The following is a 15140-nucleotide window of genomic DNA, read 5'->3' on the forward strand; positions in this document are numbered from 1 at the left end:
CCCACCTCACGACAGCTCGACGGAGCGCACGAAGGGCAGTTGCATGAGCTCGGTGACGACGTCGCCGGGGAGGTCGGCGTCGACGACGAGATAGAGGCGCGGTTCGTCCGTGAACTCGGGGTCCTCGCTGATCGTCTGTCTGATGCTGACGTCGTGGTCCGCGAGGAGGCCGGTCACGGTCGCCACGAGCCCGGGCTCGTCGGCGTCGTGGACCGCGACCGTCACCACCGTCAGATCGAGGACGGGGGCGAGATCCATCAGGCTCGGGATCTGACTGATGTTCTGGAAGATGCGTCTGAGCTCCTCGTCGGCGAGGATGGCGTCCGTGGTGGAGTCGACGACGCGGCGATCCACGCCGACCTCTCGGGCCAGTTGCGTGTTCGGGATCTCGATGCCGCCCGTGACCACGCGACCGTCGTCGTTCACCGAGAACCCGCGTTCGAGGAGGAGCCTGATGACGGCCTGCTGGCCCGGGCTCCCCTCGAACTTCCGCATGATGTCCTCGAACACACGGACGCGTACGCGACGCACCCGGTAAAACCGTCCGGGGTCGCCCCGCATGCTTTTTCGCCCCGCCGCCGATAGCTCGAAGCATGCCACGAGACGCGCCGTCGGCCGACGGGCCCTTCGACATCGTGCCGGTCGACGCCATCCGTGACGGCCGGGCGACGGACGCCTACTTCGAGCGGACGCAGACGACGCTCGAACACGCCGGGAAGAACCCGCACGTCGTCGCGGAGGTCACGGCCGATCAGTTCCCCACCGGGGAGTTCGAACTCTTCGGCGGCGTGCGGGACGCCGCCCACCTCCTCGAGGGGCTGCCGATCGACGTCGACGCGATGCGCGAGGGCCGGCTCTTCGACGGCGGGCCCGTCATGCGTATCGAGGGCGACTACCTCGACTTCGCTCGCTACGAGACGAGCCTGCTCGGCTTCCTCTCGCACGCGAGCGGCTGCGCGACCCGCGCGCTCGACGTTCGACGCGCCGCCCCCGAGAGCCAGGTGTTGAGCTTCGGCGCGCGCCACGTCCACCCCTCGATCGCGGCGATGGTCGAGCGGAGCGCGCTCGTCGCCGGTCTCGACGGCATCAGCCACGTCGCCGGCGGCGAGGTCATCGGTCACGAGGCGAGCGGGACGATGCCCCACGCGCTCCTCATCGCGTTCGGCTCGGGCCACCAGGAGGACGCGTGGCGGGCCTTCGACGAGGCCGTCGATCCCTCGGTGCCCCGCGTCGCGCTCGTCGACACCTACTCCGACGAGAAGGACGAGGCGCTGCGCGCCGCCGAAACGCTCGGCGAGCGCCTCGACAGCGTCCGCCTCGACACGACGGGCTCGCGCCGCGGGAACTTCCGCCACATCGTCGAGGAGGTCCGCTGGGAGCTCGACCTCCGGGGGCACGACGACGTCGGGATCTTCGTCAGCGGCGGTCTGGGCCCCGCCGACCTGCGCGACCTCCGCGACGTCGTCGAGGGGTTCGGCGTCGGCGGCTACGTCTCGAACGCCGATCCCGTGGACTTCGCGCTCGACATCGTCGAACGCGACGGCGACCCCTGCGCGAAACGCGGGAAGCTCTCCGGGACCAAACAGGTCTATCGGACGCCGGACGGGGCACACCACGTCGGCCTCGATGTCCGTCCGGGCCCGACCGACGGCGAGGCGCTCTTAGAGCCGCTGCTCCGCGACGGTGAGATCGTCCGGGAGTTCGACATCGAGAAGGCGGCGCGGCGGTCGGCGGCGGACGCGGACGACGTGGACTTCTAACGCTGGCCGCGGACGTCGACCTCGCCGTTCGGCTCGGTCTCCTCGAAGACCTGGCCCTCGAAGAGCGTAACGACGACGTCGTCGCTCTCCCACGCGCCGTTCGGGAGCCCGGCCTTCCGGCAGGTCCGATCGAGGTACTCGAAGACGCTCCAGTCGTTCTCGACCGGGACAGTCGGATACATCCAGCCGTACTGACCGTTGCCGTCGACGATGATGCCGTGCGTCCCGAGGTCGATGTCGGCGACCGGGTCGTCGGTGAGGATGAGGTTCGAGACGGTGCAGACGGAGACGCGGATCGTGTCGAGCTCGGCGGGCTCGACCTCGGATCCGCACGAGGAGTCGCTGGCGGCCTTGATCGCGGCCTCGACGATCGCGTGACCCAACTGCTTCGATTCGTTCCCGAGGTCTCGAACGGAGTCGTGTGCGCCCGCGCAACCGCGGAGTCGTCCGCGTCCCCGTGTCGATTTGAGGCGGACGAACGCGCCCGTCCGGTTGTAGAACGCGTCGCGCATGCTCCCGGGCTGTTCGCGCTGTCCGTTACGAACGAACGCTTCGACCGAGTCACGCGCGAGTTCGACGGCCCGCACGCCGTCGTCTTCAGAAAGATGGATCGACTGGGCCTCGGACATCACGCGTACATATACGGCCCGTTCGGACTTGAATCCTTCCCCGACAGACGAATACGTGATGAGTCACGGAAATCGAGTATTCGGTGCTCGGGCGGTCTCTCGGCGCCGAATCCACCGTCGGGCCGAAACCGGTGTGGCCAGAAGGTACTTATACGATGTGTGGTAGTGGTTGTCACACGTCGCATCGAACCCCTTAACGTCGTCCCGGCGCTAGACTCGATCGAGTCGCGGGAGCCCGGCCCCCGTGCGCGCACGCCGCGTGCATGAGGAAAGTCCCCCCACCTGTCGGGCAGGCGACCGGGCACACGCCCGGGGCGGGAGACCGTCGGCACTGGAACAGAGACGACACGTCTCCGTCCGACCGATGCGGTGTGCGAACCCGCGGCGACGCGAAGCCGCGGGGAGTGAACCCACCGAGGAATGAGGGCGGAGGAGCGATGGAACGGCCACCCTCGCCGGTGCAAGTCCGCGCACAGGAAGGTAGCCCGACGTGCCGCGCGGACGCTCAGCCGAATGCCGGGCCGAACAGAAGGGGGCTTACTCCCCGCAGCTCACTCCACCGTCCCCGCGAGCGGCCGCGCCGTTCGGTAACTCGCGCCGCGTGGCGAGCGCTACTCCTCACGTGTCGGCGGCTCTCCCGTCCGGTCTTCGGCGGTTCCGAGCGTGAGCGAGGACCCGCCCTACTCGAACCAGAACCGCCCGTCCTCCTGGATCGCCTCGCCGTCCACCACGATGCGCGAGTTCTCGCTCACGTCCGTGATGAGGTCGACGTGCACCGCCGACTCGTTCGCCTCGTCCTCGCGGCCCTCCGGGAAGTTCGAGGCGTACGCGCGGCCGAGCGCGAGGTGCACGGTCTCGCCCATCTTCTCGTCGAAGAGGATGTTGTCCGTCACGCGGTCGATCCCGCGGTTCATCCCGATCCCGAGCTCGCCCAGTCGGCGCGCGCCGTCGTCGGTCTCCACCACCTCGGTGATGGCGTCCTCGCCCTGCGCCGCGGTGTAGTCGACGACCTCGCCGTCCTCGAACCGGAGGGCGACGTCCGCCACACGCCGCCCGTTGATCGTCATCGGGACGTCGAAGCACACCTCGCCCTCCGTCGCGTGCGGCGCGGTGAACACCTCGCCGGACGGGAGATTGTGCGAGTCGTAGTCGACGCTCGCCGCCGAGTTCACCGCGACGCGGCCCTCGACCGACATCGTCAGGTCCGTCTCCGTCCCGGAGACGAGTCGGACCTCGCTCGCGTCGTTGAGCACCTCCGCCACCTTCGCCTGCTTCTCCGCTTGCGCCTCCCAGTCGCGGTTGATCGCGTCGTAGACGAACCGCTGATACGCCTCGTAGCTCATCCCGGCCTGCTGGGCGAGCGAGCGCGTCGGATGCTCCGTCAACACCCACTTCGTGTCGAGACGCGCCTTTCGGATCTCCCGTCGGGCCCGGTCGTACGCCTGCCGACGCTCCCCGGGAACGTCCGCTGTCGCCGCCGTGTTCCGTCCGCCGCCGAGCGTCAACACCGCGTCCGCGTTTTCGAGCAGCGCGCGCTCGTACTCGGGATCCACCTCGAAGTCCCCCTCGTGCGCGCGGAGGTACGCCCGCGTGATCTCGCCCGAGGCGTACGTCGTCACGACGTTCGCGTCGCGCTTCCCGAGCTCCTCGGCGACCGCCACCGCGAGCTCGTGAGCGTCCGGCCCGACGCGGACGACGACGTCGTCGCCCGCCTCGATCCGCGCGCTCCAGTCGATCAGGGTCCGTGCGTGTTCCCGAACGCGTTCGTCCATACCCGCGTCGTCGCACGGGCGAGAGAAAAAGCCGACCGCTCGGCTCCGTTCAGACCTGCGCTTCGAGCAGGTCCGCGACAGCGTCGGACGCGTCCGCGTCCGACTGGCCCACGAATCGAACACGATTCGTGGATGTCGCCCATCTCTTCGGGGGGCGTCTCAGACCTGCGCTTCGAGCAGGTCCGCGATATCACCCATCTCCTCGCCGAGGAGGACGAGCACGTCGTCGAGCGAGACGACGCCTGTCGGCTCCTCGTCGTCGTCCACGACGACGACGCGTCGGACCTCTTCTAGTTTCATCCGCTCGACGATCCGGAGGACGTCCATGCCTCGCTCGATAGTCACGAGTTCGTCCGTCGCGAGCTCCGCCACCGTCGTCGACTCCGGGATGACCTGCTCGCGCAGCGAGAGCGCGAGCGTTCGATCCGTCAGCGCGCCCACGGCCCCTCCGTCCTCGGTGACGACGAGGAAGCCGACGCCGTGCGCGGCCATCGTCTCCGCGGCCTGATCGAGCGACGCGCTCGCGGGGATACTCACGACCTCTTCCGACACGTCTCGGACGGGAAGCGACTGACTCTGAGCCATACCCGGAACGCGAAGCGGCTGGTAAGTAAAAACGGTGGCCGGTCGGTTTCCCCTTTGTCTCGCGCGTCGTTCGAGCACGCCCAAATCGTACCGAACGAACTACCGAGTTAGCGTCCGGCGACCGAGTGGCTCGGTAGAGCCCGGTAGGTCGCCGGTTCACTCGCCCGAAGGGCGAGGTCCGAAGACCCCCTCCGTCGGAGGGGGTCTGACGGACATTTTGGTGAAGCTTTTGCAAGCGCTGGCCGCGTTTCGCGCGGCCAAGCGCTGCAAAAGGTTCAGGGGTAGACGAGGACGGTGCCGAACTCGGTCTCGACGACGGCGACCTCCGCGCCGTCTTCCGCGCGGTACTCCTCCTCGACGGTGACCCAGTCGGCGTCGAGCTCGTACTCCTCGCCGTCCGCGGTGAGGGTGACGGTGTCGCCGGAGTTCTTCTGCGCCTGGATGACCTCGGGGTCGGCCTCGTTCAGGGCCTGGAGGACGATCCCGGCCTCGCTGCGGAATTCGGGGCCGATCTCCGCGTCGTCGCCGTCGACGTCGACGGGGACGAGCTCGACGCTCGGACGCCCCTCGCGGACCCGAACGGGCGCGTTGACGGTCTCGGAGAGGTCGTACGTGTCGACGTTCTCGACGACGGTTCCCGGATCGAAGTAGAGTTCGACGTCGTCGAGGTCGGCGTTGAGCGGGTAGCCGTTGGCGGACTTCCACGCGCGGATCTCCCGGACGGCCTCGGCGATGACGTCGCCGCGGGCCTCGGCGTCCTCGTCGTAGGCGTCGAGGGCGGGCCACTCGGCGGTGTGGACGCTCCCCTCGGTGCCGGGGAGGTAGCGCCAGATCTCGTCGGCGAGGTGCGGGCTGAATGGCGCGAGCATCCGCGTGACGGCGGAGACGACGTCGTAGAGCGTCTTACGCGCGGCGTCGCGCTCGCCCGGCCGGCCGTTGTACAGTCGGCCCTTCGCGAGCTCGACGTAGTCGTCCGCGAGGTCGTTCCACGCGAACTCCCGGAGCTCGCGGAGGGCGGCGTCGAAGCGGTAGGCCTCCATCTCGGCCTCGACGTCGCCGGCGACGCGCGTCGCCTTCGAGCGGATCCAACTGTCCGCGTCGCGGTAGGCGGGGTCCGAGATGTCGGGCGTGTCCTCGTCGAAGTGCCCGCTCGCGAACTTGACGATGTTCCAAAGCTTCGTGAGGAAGCGACTCGCCGATTTGACTTCTTTCCACTGGAACTGGACGTCGCTGCCGGGCTGGCCGCCGAGCGCGAGCGCCTGCCGGGCGGCGTCCGCGCTGTACTCCTCCACAGCCTCCTCGGGGCTGACGGTGTTCCCCCGGCTCTTGCTCATCTTGTTGCCGTCGGGGCCGAACACCATGCCGTTGATGAGGACGTTCTCCCACGGCTTCTCGTCGGTGAGTTCGCCGGTGCGCAAGAGCGTGTAGAACGCCCACGTGCGGATGATGTCGTGGCCCTGCGGCCGGAGGCTGACGGGCTCGAACTCCTCGAGGTCGATGTTCTCGGGCCACCCGGAGACGTGCAGGGGCGTGATGGAGGAGTCCATCCACGTGTCCATGACGTCGGTCTCGCCGGTCCACGACTCGCCGCCGCACTCGGGACAGTCGTCGACTGCGGGCGGCTCCTCCGTGGGGTCGACGGGCGTCTCCTCGCCCGCGGCGATGTGCCAATACCCACAAGAATCGCACTCCCACGCCGGGATGGGCGTGGCGAAGACGCGCTGGCGACTGATGACCCAGTCCCAGTCCATCCCCTCCGTCCACTCGACGAGGCGCTGTCGCATGTGCTCGGGGATCCACTCGACCTCCTCGGCCCGTTCGAGGATGGCCTCCTTGTCGACCTCGACGAACCACTGCTCCTTCGAGAGGATCTCGATCGGCGTATCACACCGCCAGCACGCGCCCACGGACTGCTCGGTGGGCTCGGTGTCGTTGAGGTAACCCTCGGCGTCGAGGTCCTCGGCGACGGCTTCTTTCGCCTCGTCGATGGTGAGGCCGGCGTAGTCGCCGGCGTCCTCGGTGAGGTGCCCGTCCTCGGTGAAGACGGCGCGCAGGTCGAGGTCGTGCTCGGCCCACCACGTCACGTCCTGTTTGTCCCCGAACGTACAGACCATGACGGCGCCGCTTCCGAACTCTTGGTCGACGTCCTCGTCCTCGATGAGTTCGACCTCGTGGCCGAAGAGCGGCACCTCGAAGGTGTCGTCCTCGCGGCCGTCGTAGCGCTCGTCGTCGGGGTGGACGGCCATCGCGACGCAGGCCGCCATCAGTTCGGGGCGCGTGGTCGCGATCTCGATGTCGTCGTTGTCGACGCCGGGGAAGGTGACGTAGTGGAGGGTCCCCTCGCGCTCGATTGGTTCGACTTCGGCGTCGGCGATGGCGGTGCCACAGCGCGGACACCAGTTGACGGGGTGCTCGTCGCGGTAGACGAGGTCGTCGTTCGCCATCTCGACGAAGGACTCCTGGGTCTTCCCCCAGTAGTCGGGGTCCATCGTGCGGAACTCGGCGTCCCAGTCCTGACTGAAGCCGAGCTCCCGCATCGTCTCCTTCATCGAGGCGATCTGGTGGCGGGTGTGCTCGACGCACATCTCGCGGAACTCGTCGCGCGGGACGTCCGTGCGCTGGATGCCCTCGTTCTCCTCGACCTTCACCTCGGTGGGGAGGCCGTGGCAGTCCCACCCCTGCGGGAAGAGGACGTCGTCGCCTTGGAGGCGGTGGAAGCGCGCGGCGAAGTCCATGTACGACCAGTTGAGGGCGTGGCCGATGTGGAGTTCGCCCGTCGGGTAGGGGGGTGGCGTGTCGACGACGTAGGCGGTGTCGGGGTCGTTGGCGTCGCCGTCGAAGCGGTAGGTCTCCTCGTCCAGCCAGCGCTGCTGGAGTCGCGGTTCGAGTTCCGCGGGATCGTAGTCGTCGGGCACCTGGGTCATGTCTCTGAAGTCGTCGCTGTCGGTGTAGCGTTTCGATGCGCGCCAGAAACGAGTCGGCCTCTACCGACGTACTACGGCGACAGCGACGCGCATGCCAAAATCGACGGAAGCGCTCCGTAAAAAGGTTCCCGTCCCGACCGACACCGGACCGATGTCTTTTTGTGTTTTAGGCCAACCTAAAAAGTATGCACAGGCGATCCTTCATCGGCGTCGGTGGCGCGGCGATCGGAACGGCGCTCGCGGGCTGCACCGGAACCGGCGACGGCGGGAACACCGCGAACACGACCGGAACCGACACCACGAGCACGACGGAACCCACGTCGTCGTCGACCGGCCCCTACACCGTCTCGATGGCGCCCATGGGCGACGTGACGTTCGATGCCGTCCCCGAAACGTGGGTGGCCAACAACGGGAGCTACGCCGACATGGGCGTCGCGCTCGGCCTCGACGCGCCCGCGGGTCTCTGGCTCGCCAACCGCTGGCACACGGACTACTACGACGCGATCGACGGCGTCTCGGTAGACAAGAGCGATACGATCTCGCTCTACCAGGACGGCGTGTCGAAGGAGCGCTACTACGCGCTCGACGCCGACGTCCACGTGCAGGACCCGAACTTCCTGATGAACCGCTTCAAGGGCTGGTCGGAGGCCGACGTCGACGAGGTCGCGGAGAACGTCGCCCCGTTCTTCGGGAACGCCAGCTTCTCCCGGACCTACTCCTGGCACGAGAGCTACCAGTACTACACGCTCTACGAGGCCTTCGAGAAGGTCGCACAGCTCTTCCAGCGCACCGACCGCTACGAGGCCTTCGCGAGCCTCCACGCGGACGTCCAGTCGAACCTCGACTTCGTCCCGACGAGCGAGTCGGAGCGCCCGCGCGTCGCCATCCTCTGGCCGACGTCGAGCGACCCGACCTCCTTCTACCCGTACCTCGTCGGCGACGGCACGAGCTACAAGCAGTGGCGCGACCTGAACGTCCGCGACGCGCTCGCCGAAACCGACGTCCAGGACTTCCACTCCGGCCGCGGCGAAGTCGACTACGAGACCCTCCTCAAAGTCGATCCCGACTACCTCCTCCTGCGCGGCCACGAGGACGAGAGCGCCGCCGAGTTCGAGGACACCGTCGTCGCCTTCATGGAAGACCACGAGACGGCGAGCGAGCTCACCGCCGTGAAGAACGGCGACGTCTACCGCGGCGGCCCGCTCTACCAGGGCCCGATCAGCAACCTCGTGCTCACGGAGCGCGGCGCGCGCCAGCTCTACGGGCGCGAGGAGGAGCTCTTCGATCGCGGGCGCGTCGCCGACATCGTCGCCGGGTCGCTCTGAGCGTATCGCAATAGATTTAGGTGGCCCTAAATGAAATGGGAGTGATGGACGTGTCGTCGCGGTCGGTGAAGGCATACGCCCGACTCGACTCTCGCGATCGACGGTTGGCATCCCTCGTCGTGGGAAGCGTCGTCGTCGCCTTCGTCGCCGCGTTCGTCCAAGTTTCTCAGGGGTCGTACCCGACGCCGTTCGGCACGACGTTCGACGTTCTCACGGACCCCCGTATCCTCTTCGACGCCGACGTCTGGGCCGCGATCCTTACCGGGAGCGACTTCCCGGATCGGCTCTCCCGGTCCGCGGTCATCGTCTGGAGCCTCCGGATGCCCCGGGTCTTCATCGCGGCGCTCGTGGGCGTGAACCTCTCGATCTCCGGGGCCGTCTTTCAGGCCGTGACCCGCAACGAACTCGCCAGCCCGTACATCCTCGGCGTCAGCGGCGGGGCGGGCCTCGCCGTGCTCGTCACGCTCGTCTTCTTCGCGGGCGCGTCGTACGTCCTCCCGTTCGCCGCCGCGATCGGCGGGCTCGTCGCCTTCGCGATCGTCTACGCTATCGCGTGGCAGGGCGGGACGAACCCCGTCCGCCTCGTGCTCGCGGGGGTCGTCGTCGCCACCGTCTTCCAGTCCCTGCAGACCGGTCTCTTCTACTTCCTCGACAGCACCGCGGTGGTGAAGACCGCGATCGCGTGGACGACGGGGTCGCTCACCGGCGTCGGATGGTCGCAGTTCCGCCTCGCCATCGTCCCGACGCTCCTCGTCGTTCCGATCCTGCTCCTCGCCTCCCGCCACCTCAACGTCCTCCTGCTCGGCGAGGAGACGGCGCGCTCGCTCGGGATGCCGGTCGAGTACGTCCGGTTCGGCCTCTCGGCGCTCGCCATCCTCGCCGCCGCGACCGCGGTCGCCGTCGCCGGCCTCGTCGGATTCGTCGGCCTCGTCGTCCCGCACGCCGTCCGAACCGCCGTCGGGAGCGACTACCGACGCCTCGTCCTCGGCTCGCTCTTCCTCGGGCCCGCGCTCGTCCTCGTCGCCGACGTCGTCGCGCGCTTGGCGCTCATGCCGATCCAGATTCCCGTCGGGATCGTCACCGGCGTCATCGGCGGGCCGTACTTCCTCTACTTGATGCGCCGACACGGCGACTTCAGCGAGTTCTAACCCATGTCCCACACAGACACCACGACCGAGACGACCGATCGCACCGAGACGGCTGACGACCCGCGCGGACACGATTCGGACTCGGAGCAGAAGATCCACGCGACGGACCTCCGCGTCGGCTACCCCGGCCTCGAAGAGCCCGTCGTCGACACCGAGACCCTCGTCGTCCCCGAGGGCGAAGTGACGGCGCTCGTCGGCCCGAACGGCAGCGGAAAGAGCACTCTCCTGAAGGCGCTCGCCCGGCACCTCGACGCCGAGACGGGCGACGTCCTCATCGACGGCCGCGAGATCGCGGAGTTCGGCTCGAAGGAGTTCGCCCGCGAACTCGGGATGCTCTCCCAGCACGGCGCGACCCCCGACGGGATCACCGTCGAGGAGCTCGTCGGCCACGGCCGATACCCGTACAAGGGGTTCCTCGAAGGCCAGACCGAGGACGACCGCGAGGCGATCGAGCGCGCGATCTCCCTCTCGGGGATCGAGCACCTCCGCGAGAAGGACGTCAGCAGCCTCAGCGGCGGGCAGCGCCAGCTCGTCCGCATCGCCATGGCGCTCGCCCAAGAGACGGACACGCTCCTTCTCGACGAACCCACCACGTACCTCGACCTCCGCCATCAACTGCAGGTGATGGAAGTCATCCGGACGCTCAACGAGGAACGCGGCGTCACCGTCTGTATCGTCCTCCACGACCTCACGCAGGCCGCGCGCTTCGCGGACTACCTCGTCGCCCTGCGCGACGGCGACATCTACGACTGGGGACGCCCCGAGGACGTCGTGACCGAGGCGCTCCTCGCCGAGGTCTTCGGCGTCGAGGCGGTCGTCGAGTACGGTGCGGAGCCCCGGATCGTCCCCAAGCGCGCCCTGGAGTGAGTACCCCGCGACCCCGCGGGACGTACTGAACCGACGCGCACCCTCACACGGATGCTCACCGTGTTTTTGACTTTTCTCGCGGAACCGCAACCCCTACGGTCGCGCCCGGGAACGCACGCGTATGGAACTCGGCGTCATTGGTCTGGGTCGGATGGGGCGCATCGTCGTCGATCGAGTCCTCGACGCGGGCCACGACGTGGTCGCGTTCGACATCGACGAGGACGCGGTCGCGGACGCGGCGGACGCGGGCGCGACGCCCGCGAACAGCATCGCGGCCGTCGCGGACCAGCTCGGCACGGAGAAACGTATCTGGTTGATGGTGCCCGCGGGCGACCCCGTGGACGCCGCGCTCGAAGAACTCGATCCGCACCTCGATGCGGACGACATCGTCGTCGACGGGGGGAACTCCCACTTCGAAGACTCGACGCGCCGCGCCGAGGCCGTCGACGCCGCGTACCTCGACTGCGGGACGTCGGGCGGTCCCGCCGGTGCGGAACTCGGATTCAGCCTGATGGTCGGCGGCCCGCAGTGGGCGTACGACGAGCTCGTCCCCGTCTTCGACGCCGTCGCCACCGGGCCCGCCGGCCACGACCGCATGGGTCCCGCCGGGAGCGGCCACTACGTGAAGATGGTGCACAACGGCGTCGAGTACGCGCTCATGCAGACGTACGGCGAAGGGTTCGAGCTCCTCCACGAGGGCCGCTACGACCTCGATCTGGAGGCCGTCGCGCGGACGTGGAACAACGGCGCGGTCATCCGCTCGTGGCTCCTCGAACTCTGTGAGGAGGCCTTCCGCGAGGAGGGAAGCGACCTCGGGACCGTCGCCGATCACGTTGCGGGCGGCTCGACGGGCACGTGGACGGTGCAGGAGTCGCTCGAACAGGAGGTGGCGATCCCGCTCATCTACGAGGCGCTCGGCGAGCGCTTCGACTCGCGCACCGGCGCGAAGTTCTCGCGGCGGCTCGCCAACCGGCTCCGCTACGGCTTCGGACGGCACGACGTCGCCCGTACCGAACGAAGCGAGTGAGGGCGACGTCATCGGCTGAACGCGAAAGAGGAACCGTGAAACACGCGATCGCGCAGCGGGTGAGCGACGCGAACGACAGTGCGCGACAGTCGTGACTGCCGGCGTGTGGCGTGCAGGTGGCTGGGGCGCGCACGGACCGGTCCGCCGCCGGTTTCGCTCTCCGGCCCCTGCCCAGCGTTACGTCATGCGTCGGGGTTGTCGCGCTCTCCCGTTTGAACGCCCGTGCCGACGCGCCCGCACGCTTCACAACCGTTTTACCCCCGCTCCGACTACCGGGTGATGAGGGCGCGTAGCTCAGTGGACAGAGCACTTGGTTCCGGACCAAGATGCCGAGGGTTCAAATCCCTTCGCGCCCGCTTCCTCGCGGGCGTCCCGGGCCGGAAACGACCCGTTCGTTCTCACCTCCCGTTCACTCGACGCCTTCGCCCTGATAGCTCCCATCGTACTCGCCCTCGTGGTTCGCGTCGGCGAGGACGAACTGCGCGAACCGGGCTCCCTTCTCGATTTCGATGGGGTGACCGACTTCGAGGAGGCCTTTCCCCTTGCCTTCGTAGCCGGCGTCCCAGACGGCGGTGTGGAGCATACAGGAGTTGCGCATGAGACTCGAACGCGGATAGACGTAGCCGACGTGGCCCTCCGGGACGCGGACGGTCTCCGCGTACCCGGCGACGTAGTAGCCCGGGTCGAGCGCGTAGCAGTCGCGGCCGTCGCGGTCGACGGTGGCGACGCGAGTGCGCTCGCCGATCGTCTTGCCTTCCGTCGTGATGCGCCCCGGTTCGCGCTGTCGCTCGACGCGCGCGAGCGTGAGATCGACGCCGTTCGGTTGGACCTGTTCGTCCGCGATGTCGCCGAGCGCGTCTGCGACGTACGCCCCGCTCTCGAACATGTCGTTCTCTGTCGAGAGAGAGGGTAACTGTCTGTCGATTTCCCGTCGAGCGGCTCTATCACGAAATACCACGAAGAACGCGTCTCGCACCCGATAGTCGTCGTTCTCCTGCCCCGTCGTACTCGGTCGAATCGCCGGCGAGCGCCGGTTTTCGCGGGTGTTCGCGGGATGGGCAAACACGCGGGATTTATAGTCGTCGGATCCCGACTTCCCGGTGCTATGGGACAAACGCTGACGGAGAAAATCCTCGACGACCACCTCGTCGAAGGGGAACTCGAAACCGGTGAAGAGATCGGTATCGAGATCGATCAGGTCCTCACACAGGACACAACGGGGACGATGGTCTGGCTGCAGTTCGAGGCGCTCGAGCTCGACGAAGTGCAGACGGAGCTCGCCGCGCAGTACTGCGACCACCAGACCTACCAGTTCGACTTCAAGAACACGGACGACCACCGCTTCCTCCGCTCCGCGGCGGGGACGTATGGGGCGTACTTCTCCCGGCCCGGGAACGGCATCTGCCACCAGGTCCACAAGGAGAACTTCGCCGCGCCCGGCAAGACCCTCCTCGGGTCCGACAGCCACACGCCGACGCCCGGTGGCCTCGGTGAACTCGCCATCGGCGCGGGTGGCCTCGACATCGCCGTCGCGATGGGCGGCGGCCCCTACTACGTCGAGGTGCCGGAGATCGTCAACGTCCAGCTCGAGGGCGAGCTCCCCGAGTGGGCGACCGCGAAGGACATCGCGCTCGAGATGCTCCGCCGCCTCTCCGTGAAGGGCGGCGTCGGCAAGATCTTCGAGTACACGGGCGAGGGCGCGGAGTCTCTCACCATCCCCGAGCGCACCACGATCACGAACCTCGGCACCGAGCTCGGTGCGACGTCCTCCATCTTCGAGACGGACGAGAAGACCAAGGACTGGCTCTCCCGCATCGGCCGCGAGGACGAGTACGTCGAGCTGCAGGCCGACGAGGACGCCGACTACGCGGACACGGTCACCATCGACCTTTCCGACCTCGAACCGCTCATCGCACAGCCCTCCATGCCCGACAACGTCGTCCCGGTCCGCGAAGTCGCGGGCGAGGACGTCGAGCAGGTCATGGTCGGCTCCTGTACGAACGGCGCCTACGAGGACATCCTCCCGGCCGCGAAGATGGTCGAGGACCGCGAGGTCGCCAAGCACACCGAGATGATCGTCGCGCCCGGCTCCAAGCAGGCCTCCGAGATGCTCGCCCGCGAGGGCTGGACGGCCGAGATGATGGCCGCCGGCGTCAACTTCTCCGAGGCGACCTGCGGTGCCTGTATCGGCATCGGTCACGTCCCGGCCTCCGACTCCGTCTCCCTGCGGACGTTCAACCGCAACTTCGAGGGTCGCTCCGGCATCGAGGACGACTCCGTCTACCTCTGCTCCCCCGAGGTCGCCGCGGCCGCGGCGATCAAGGGCGAAATCGTCGACCCGCGCGACCTCGCCGACGAACTCGGCGACCTCGAAGCGCCCGGCTTCACGATGGGCGACTCCTACAGCCCCGGCATGGGCCAGGACGACCCCGACATCATCGCGCCCGACGAGGCCATCGACGACGAGCTCATCAAGGGCCCGAACATCGGCGACGTCCCGCTGAAGGACCCGCTCGACGCCCACCTCGAAGGTGAGGCCCTCCTGAAGATGGAGGACAACATCACCACGGACCACATCATCCCGGCGACGTCGGACATCCTGAAGTTCCGCTCCAACGTCCCGAAGCTCTCCGAGTTCACGCTCTCGCGCGTCGACGACACGTTCGCCGAGCGCGCGAAGCAGTCCGACGGCGGCTTCCTCGTCGCCGGCGAGAACTACGGTCAGGGCTCCTCGCGTGAGCACGCGGCGCTCTGCCCGATGTACCTCGGCATCGAGGGCGTCCTCGCGCAGTCCTTCGCCCGCATCCACAAGGCGAACCTGTTCAACTTCGGTCTCGTCCCGCTCACGATCGACGAGGACACCTACGCCCGAATCGAACAGGGCGACGACATCGAGATCGTCGACGACGTCGAGGAAGGCGTCAAGTCCGGCCAGGAGACGTTCACGGTCCGCGTGAACGACGACTGGGAGGCCGAGGCGGAGCTCGACGCCTCCGAGCGCGAGCGCCGCATCCTCGCCGCCGGTGGGAAGCTCTCGCTCACGAAGCAGCAGTACGGCGAGGGCGACAGCGGCGCGACGCCCGCGGACGACTAACGCTCTCGA

General features: G+C 68.0%; 12 protein-coding genes, 1 tRNA gene and 1 other RNA gene. 8 read left to right on the forward strand and 6 right to left on the reverse strand.

Annotated elements, in window-relative coordinates; all coding sequences use genetic code 11:
- Nucleotides 1-6: 6 nt before the first annotated feature.
- On the reverse strand, nt 7-510 hold the full coding sequence (locus IEX91_RS00475; RefSeq protein WP_188876337.1) for an amino acid-binding protein: 504 nt from the start codon (nt 508-510) through the stop codon (nt 7-9).
- An 83-nt stretch (nt 511-593) separates the two neighbouring features.
- On the opposite strand from IEX91_RS00475, the gene IEX91_RS00480 reads away from it, so the two are divergent.
- Nucleotides 594-1760: a nicotinate phosphoribosyltransferase gene (locus IEX91_RS00480; protein ID WP_188876339.1), complete on the forward strand. Its 1167-nt coding sequence runs from the start codon at nt 594-596 to the stop codon at nt 1758-1760.
- Here the strand turns inward: IEX91_RS00480 and IEX91_RS00485 are convergent.
- Complete coding sequence (locus tag IEX91_RS00485; protein ID WP_188876341.1) at nt 1757-2389, reverse strand: TIGR00296 family protein; 633 nt, start codon at nt 2387-2389, stop codon at nt 1757-1759. The genes IEX91_RS00480 and IEX91_RS00485 overlap by 4 nt on opposite strands.
- Before the next feature lie 223 nt (nt 2390-2612).
- On the opposite strand from IEX91_RS00485, the gene rnpB reads away from it, so the two are divergent.
- An RNA gene (gene rnpB / locus IEX91_RS00490) (RNase P RNA component) lies at nt 2613-2941 on the forward strand.
- 128 nt (nt 2942-3069) lie between these two features.
- Here the strand turns inward: rnpB and IEX91_RS00495 are convergent.
- The 3 genes from IEX91_RS00495 to IEX91_RS00505 form a co-directional block, all read right to left on the reverse strand.
- Nucleotides 3070-4161 carry an aminopeptidase gene (locus tag IEX91_RS00495; protein ID WP_188876343.1) on the reverse strand — a complete coding sequence of 364 codons (1092 nt, stop codon included), beginning with the start codon at nt 4159-4161 and terminating at the stop codon, nt 3070-3072.
- A gap of 159 nt (nt 4162-4320) precedes the next feature.
- Nucleotides 4321-4746 (reverse strand): CBS domain-containing protein, encoded by a 426-nt coding sequence (locus tag IEX91_RS00500; RefSeq protein ID WP_188876345.1) that lies wholly within the window; start codon nt 4744-4746, stop codon nt 4321-4323.
- 275 nt (nt 4747-5021) lie between these two features.
- Nucleotides 5022-7670, reverse strand: a complete 2649-nt coding sequence (locus IEX91_RS00505) for a valine--tRNA ligase (protein WP_188876347.1) — start codon at nt 7668-7670, stop codon at nt 5022-5024.
- 185 nt (nt 7671-7855) lie between these two features.
- On the opposite strand from IEX91_RS00505, the gene IEX91_RS00510 reads away from it, so the two are divergent.
- The 5 genes from IEX91_RS00510 to IEX91_RS00530 all read left to right on the forward strand — a co-directional run bounded on the left by IEX91_RS00510 (nt 7856) and on the right by IEX91_RS00530 (nt 12393).
- Nucleotides 7856-8995 (forward strand): ABC transporter substrate-binding protein, encoded by a 1140-nt coding sequence (locus IEX91_RS00510; RefSeq protein WP_188876349.1) that lies wholly within the window; start codon nt 7856-7858, stop codon nt 8993-8995.
- 44 nt (nt 8996-9039) lie between these two features.
- Complete coding sequence (locus IEX91_RS00515; protein WP_188876351.1) at nt 9040-10143, forward strand: FecCD family ABC transporter permease; 1104 nt, start codon at nt 9040-9042, stop codon at nt 10141-10143.
- Nucleotides 10144-10146: 3 nt separating this feature from the next.
- Nucleotides 10147-11010: an ABC transporter ATP-binding protein gene (locus tag IEX91_RS00520; RefSeq protein ID WP_188876353.1), complete on the forward strand. Its 864-nt coding sequence runs from the start codon at nt 10147-10149 to the stop codon at nt 11008-11010.
- Nucleotides 11011-11131: 121 nt separating this feature from the next.
- On the forward strand, nt 11132-12037 hold the full coding sequence (gnd, locus tag IEX91_RS00525) for a phosphogluconate dehydrogenase (NAD(+)-dependent, decarboxylating) (RefSeq protein ID WP_188876355.1): 906 nt from the start codon (nt 11132-11134) through the stop codon (nt 12035-12037).
- A gap of 283 nt (nt 12038-12320) precedes the next feature.
- Nucleotides 12321-12393 (forward strand) — tRNA-Arg (locus IEX91_RS00530).
- A gap of 53 nt (nt 12394-12446) precedes the next feature.
- Here IEX91_RS00530 and IEX91_RS16440 read toward each other — a convergent pair.
- Nucleotides 12447-13181, reverse strand: coding sequence for a deoxyuridine 5'-triphosphate nucleotidohydrolase (locus IEX91_RS16440; RefSeq protein ID WP_268238645.1), 735 nt, complete (start codon nt 13179-13181; stop codon nt 12447-12449).
- On the opposite strand from IEX91_RS16440, the gene IEX91_RS00540 reads away from it, so the two are divergent.
- A complete protein-coding gene (locus IEX91_RS00540; protein WP_188876359.1) occupies nt 13143-15131 on the forward strand; it encodes an aconitate hydratase in 1989 nt (662 codons plus the stop codon). The two genes, IEX91_RS16440 and IEX91_RS00540, sit on opposite strands and share 39 nt — an antisense overlap.
- Nucleotides 15132-15140 lie beyond the last annotated feature (9 nt).

Source organism: Halarchaeum nitratireducens (assembly GCF_014647155.1).
Taxonomy (GTDB): domain Archaea; phylum Halobacteriota; class Halobacteria; order Halobacteriales; family Halobacteriaceae; genus Halarchaeum; species Halarchaeum nitratireducens.

What these genes read in the sequence shown, in the direction of transcription:
- IEX91_RS00505 (WP_188876347.1), bottom strand. Translation starts at nt 7,670, where the DNA reads ATGACCCAGGTGCCCGACGACTACGATCCCGCGGAACTCGAACCGCGA.
- IEX91_RS00480 (WP_188876339.1), top strand. Translation starts at nt 594, where the DNA reads ATGCCACGAGACGCGCCGTCGGCCGACGGGCCCTTCGACATCGTGCCG.
- IEX91_RS00540 (WP_188876359.1), top strand. Translation starts at nt 13,143, where the DNA reads ATGGGACAAACGCTGACGGAGAAAATCCTCGACGACCACCTCGTCGAA.
- IEX91_RS00515 (WP_188876351.1), top strand. Translation starts at nt 9,040, where the DNA reads ATGGACGTGTCGTCGCGGTCGGTGAAGGCATACGCCCGACTCGACTCT.
- IEX91_RS00500 (WP_188876345.1), bottom strand. Translation starts at nt 4,746, where the DNA reads ATGGCTCAGAGTCAGTCGCTTCCCGTCCGAGACGTGTCGGAAGAGGTC.
- gnd (WP_188876355.1), top strand. Translation starts at nt 11,132, where the DNA reads ATGGAACTCGGCGTCATTGGTCTGGGTCGGATGGGGCGCATCGTCGTC.
- IEX91_RS00520 (WP_188876353.1), top strand. Translation starts at nt 10,147, where the DNA reads ATGTCCCACACAGACACCACGACCGAGACGACCGATCGCACCGAGACG.
- IEX91_RS00495 (WP_188876343.1), bottom strand. Translation starts at nt 4,161, where the DNA reads ATGGACGAACGCGTTCGGGAACACGCACGGACCCTGATCGACTGGAGC.
- IEX91_RS00510 (WP_188876349.1), top strand. Translation starts at nt 7,856, where the DNA reads ATGCACAGGCGATCCTTCATCGGCGTCGGTGGCGCGGCGATCGGAACG.
- IEX91_RS00485 (WP_188876341.1), bottom strand. Translation starts at nt 2,389, where the DNA reads ATGTCCGAGGCCCAGTCGATCCATCTTTCTGAAGACGACGGCGTGCGG.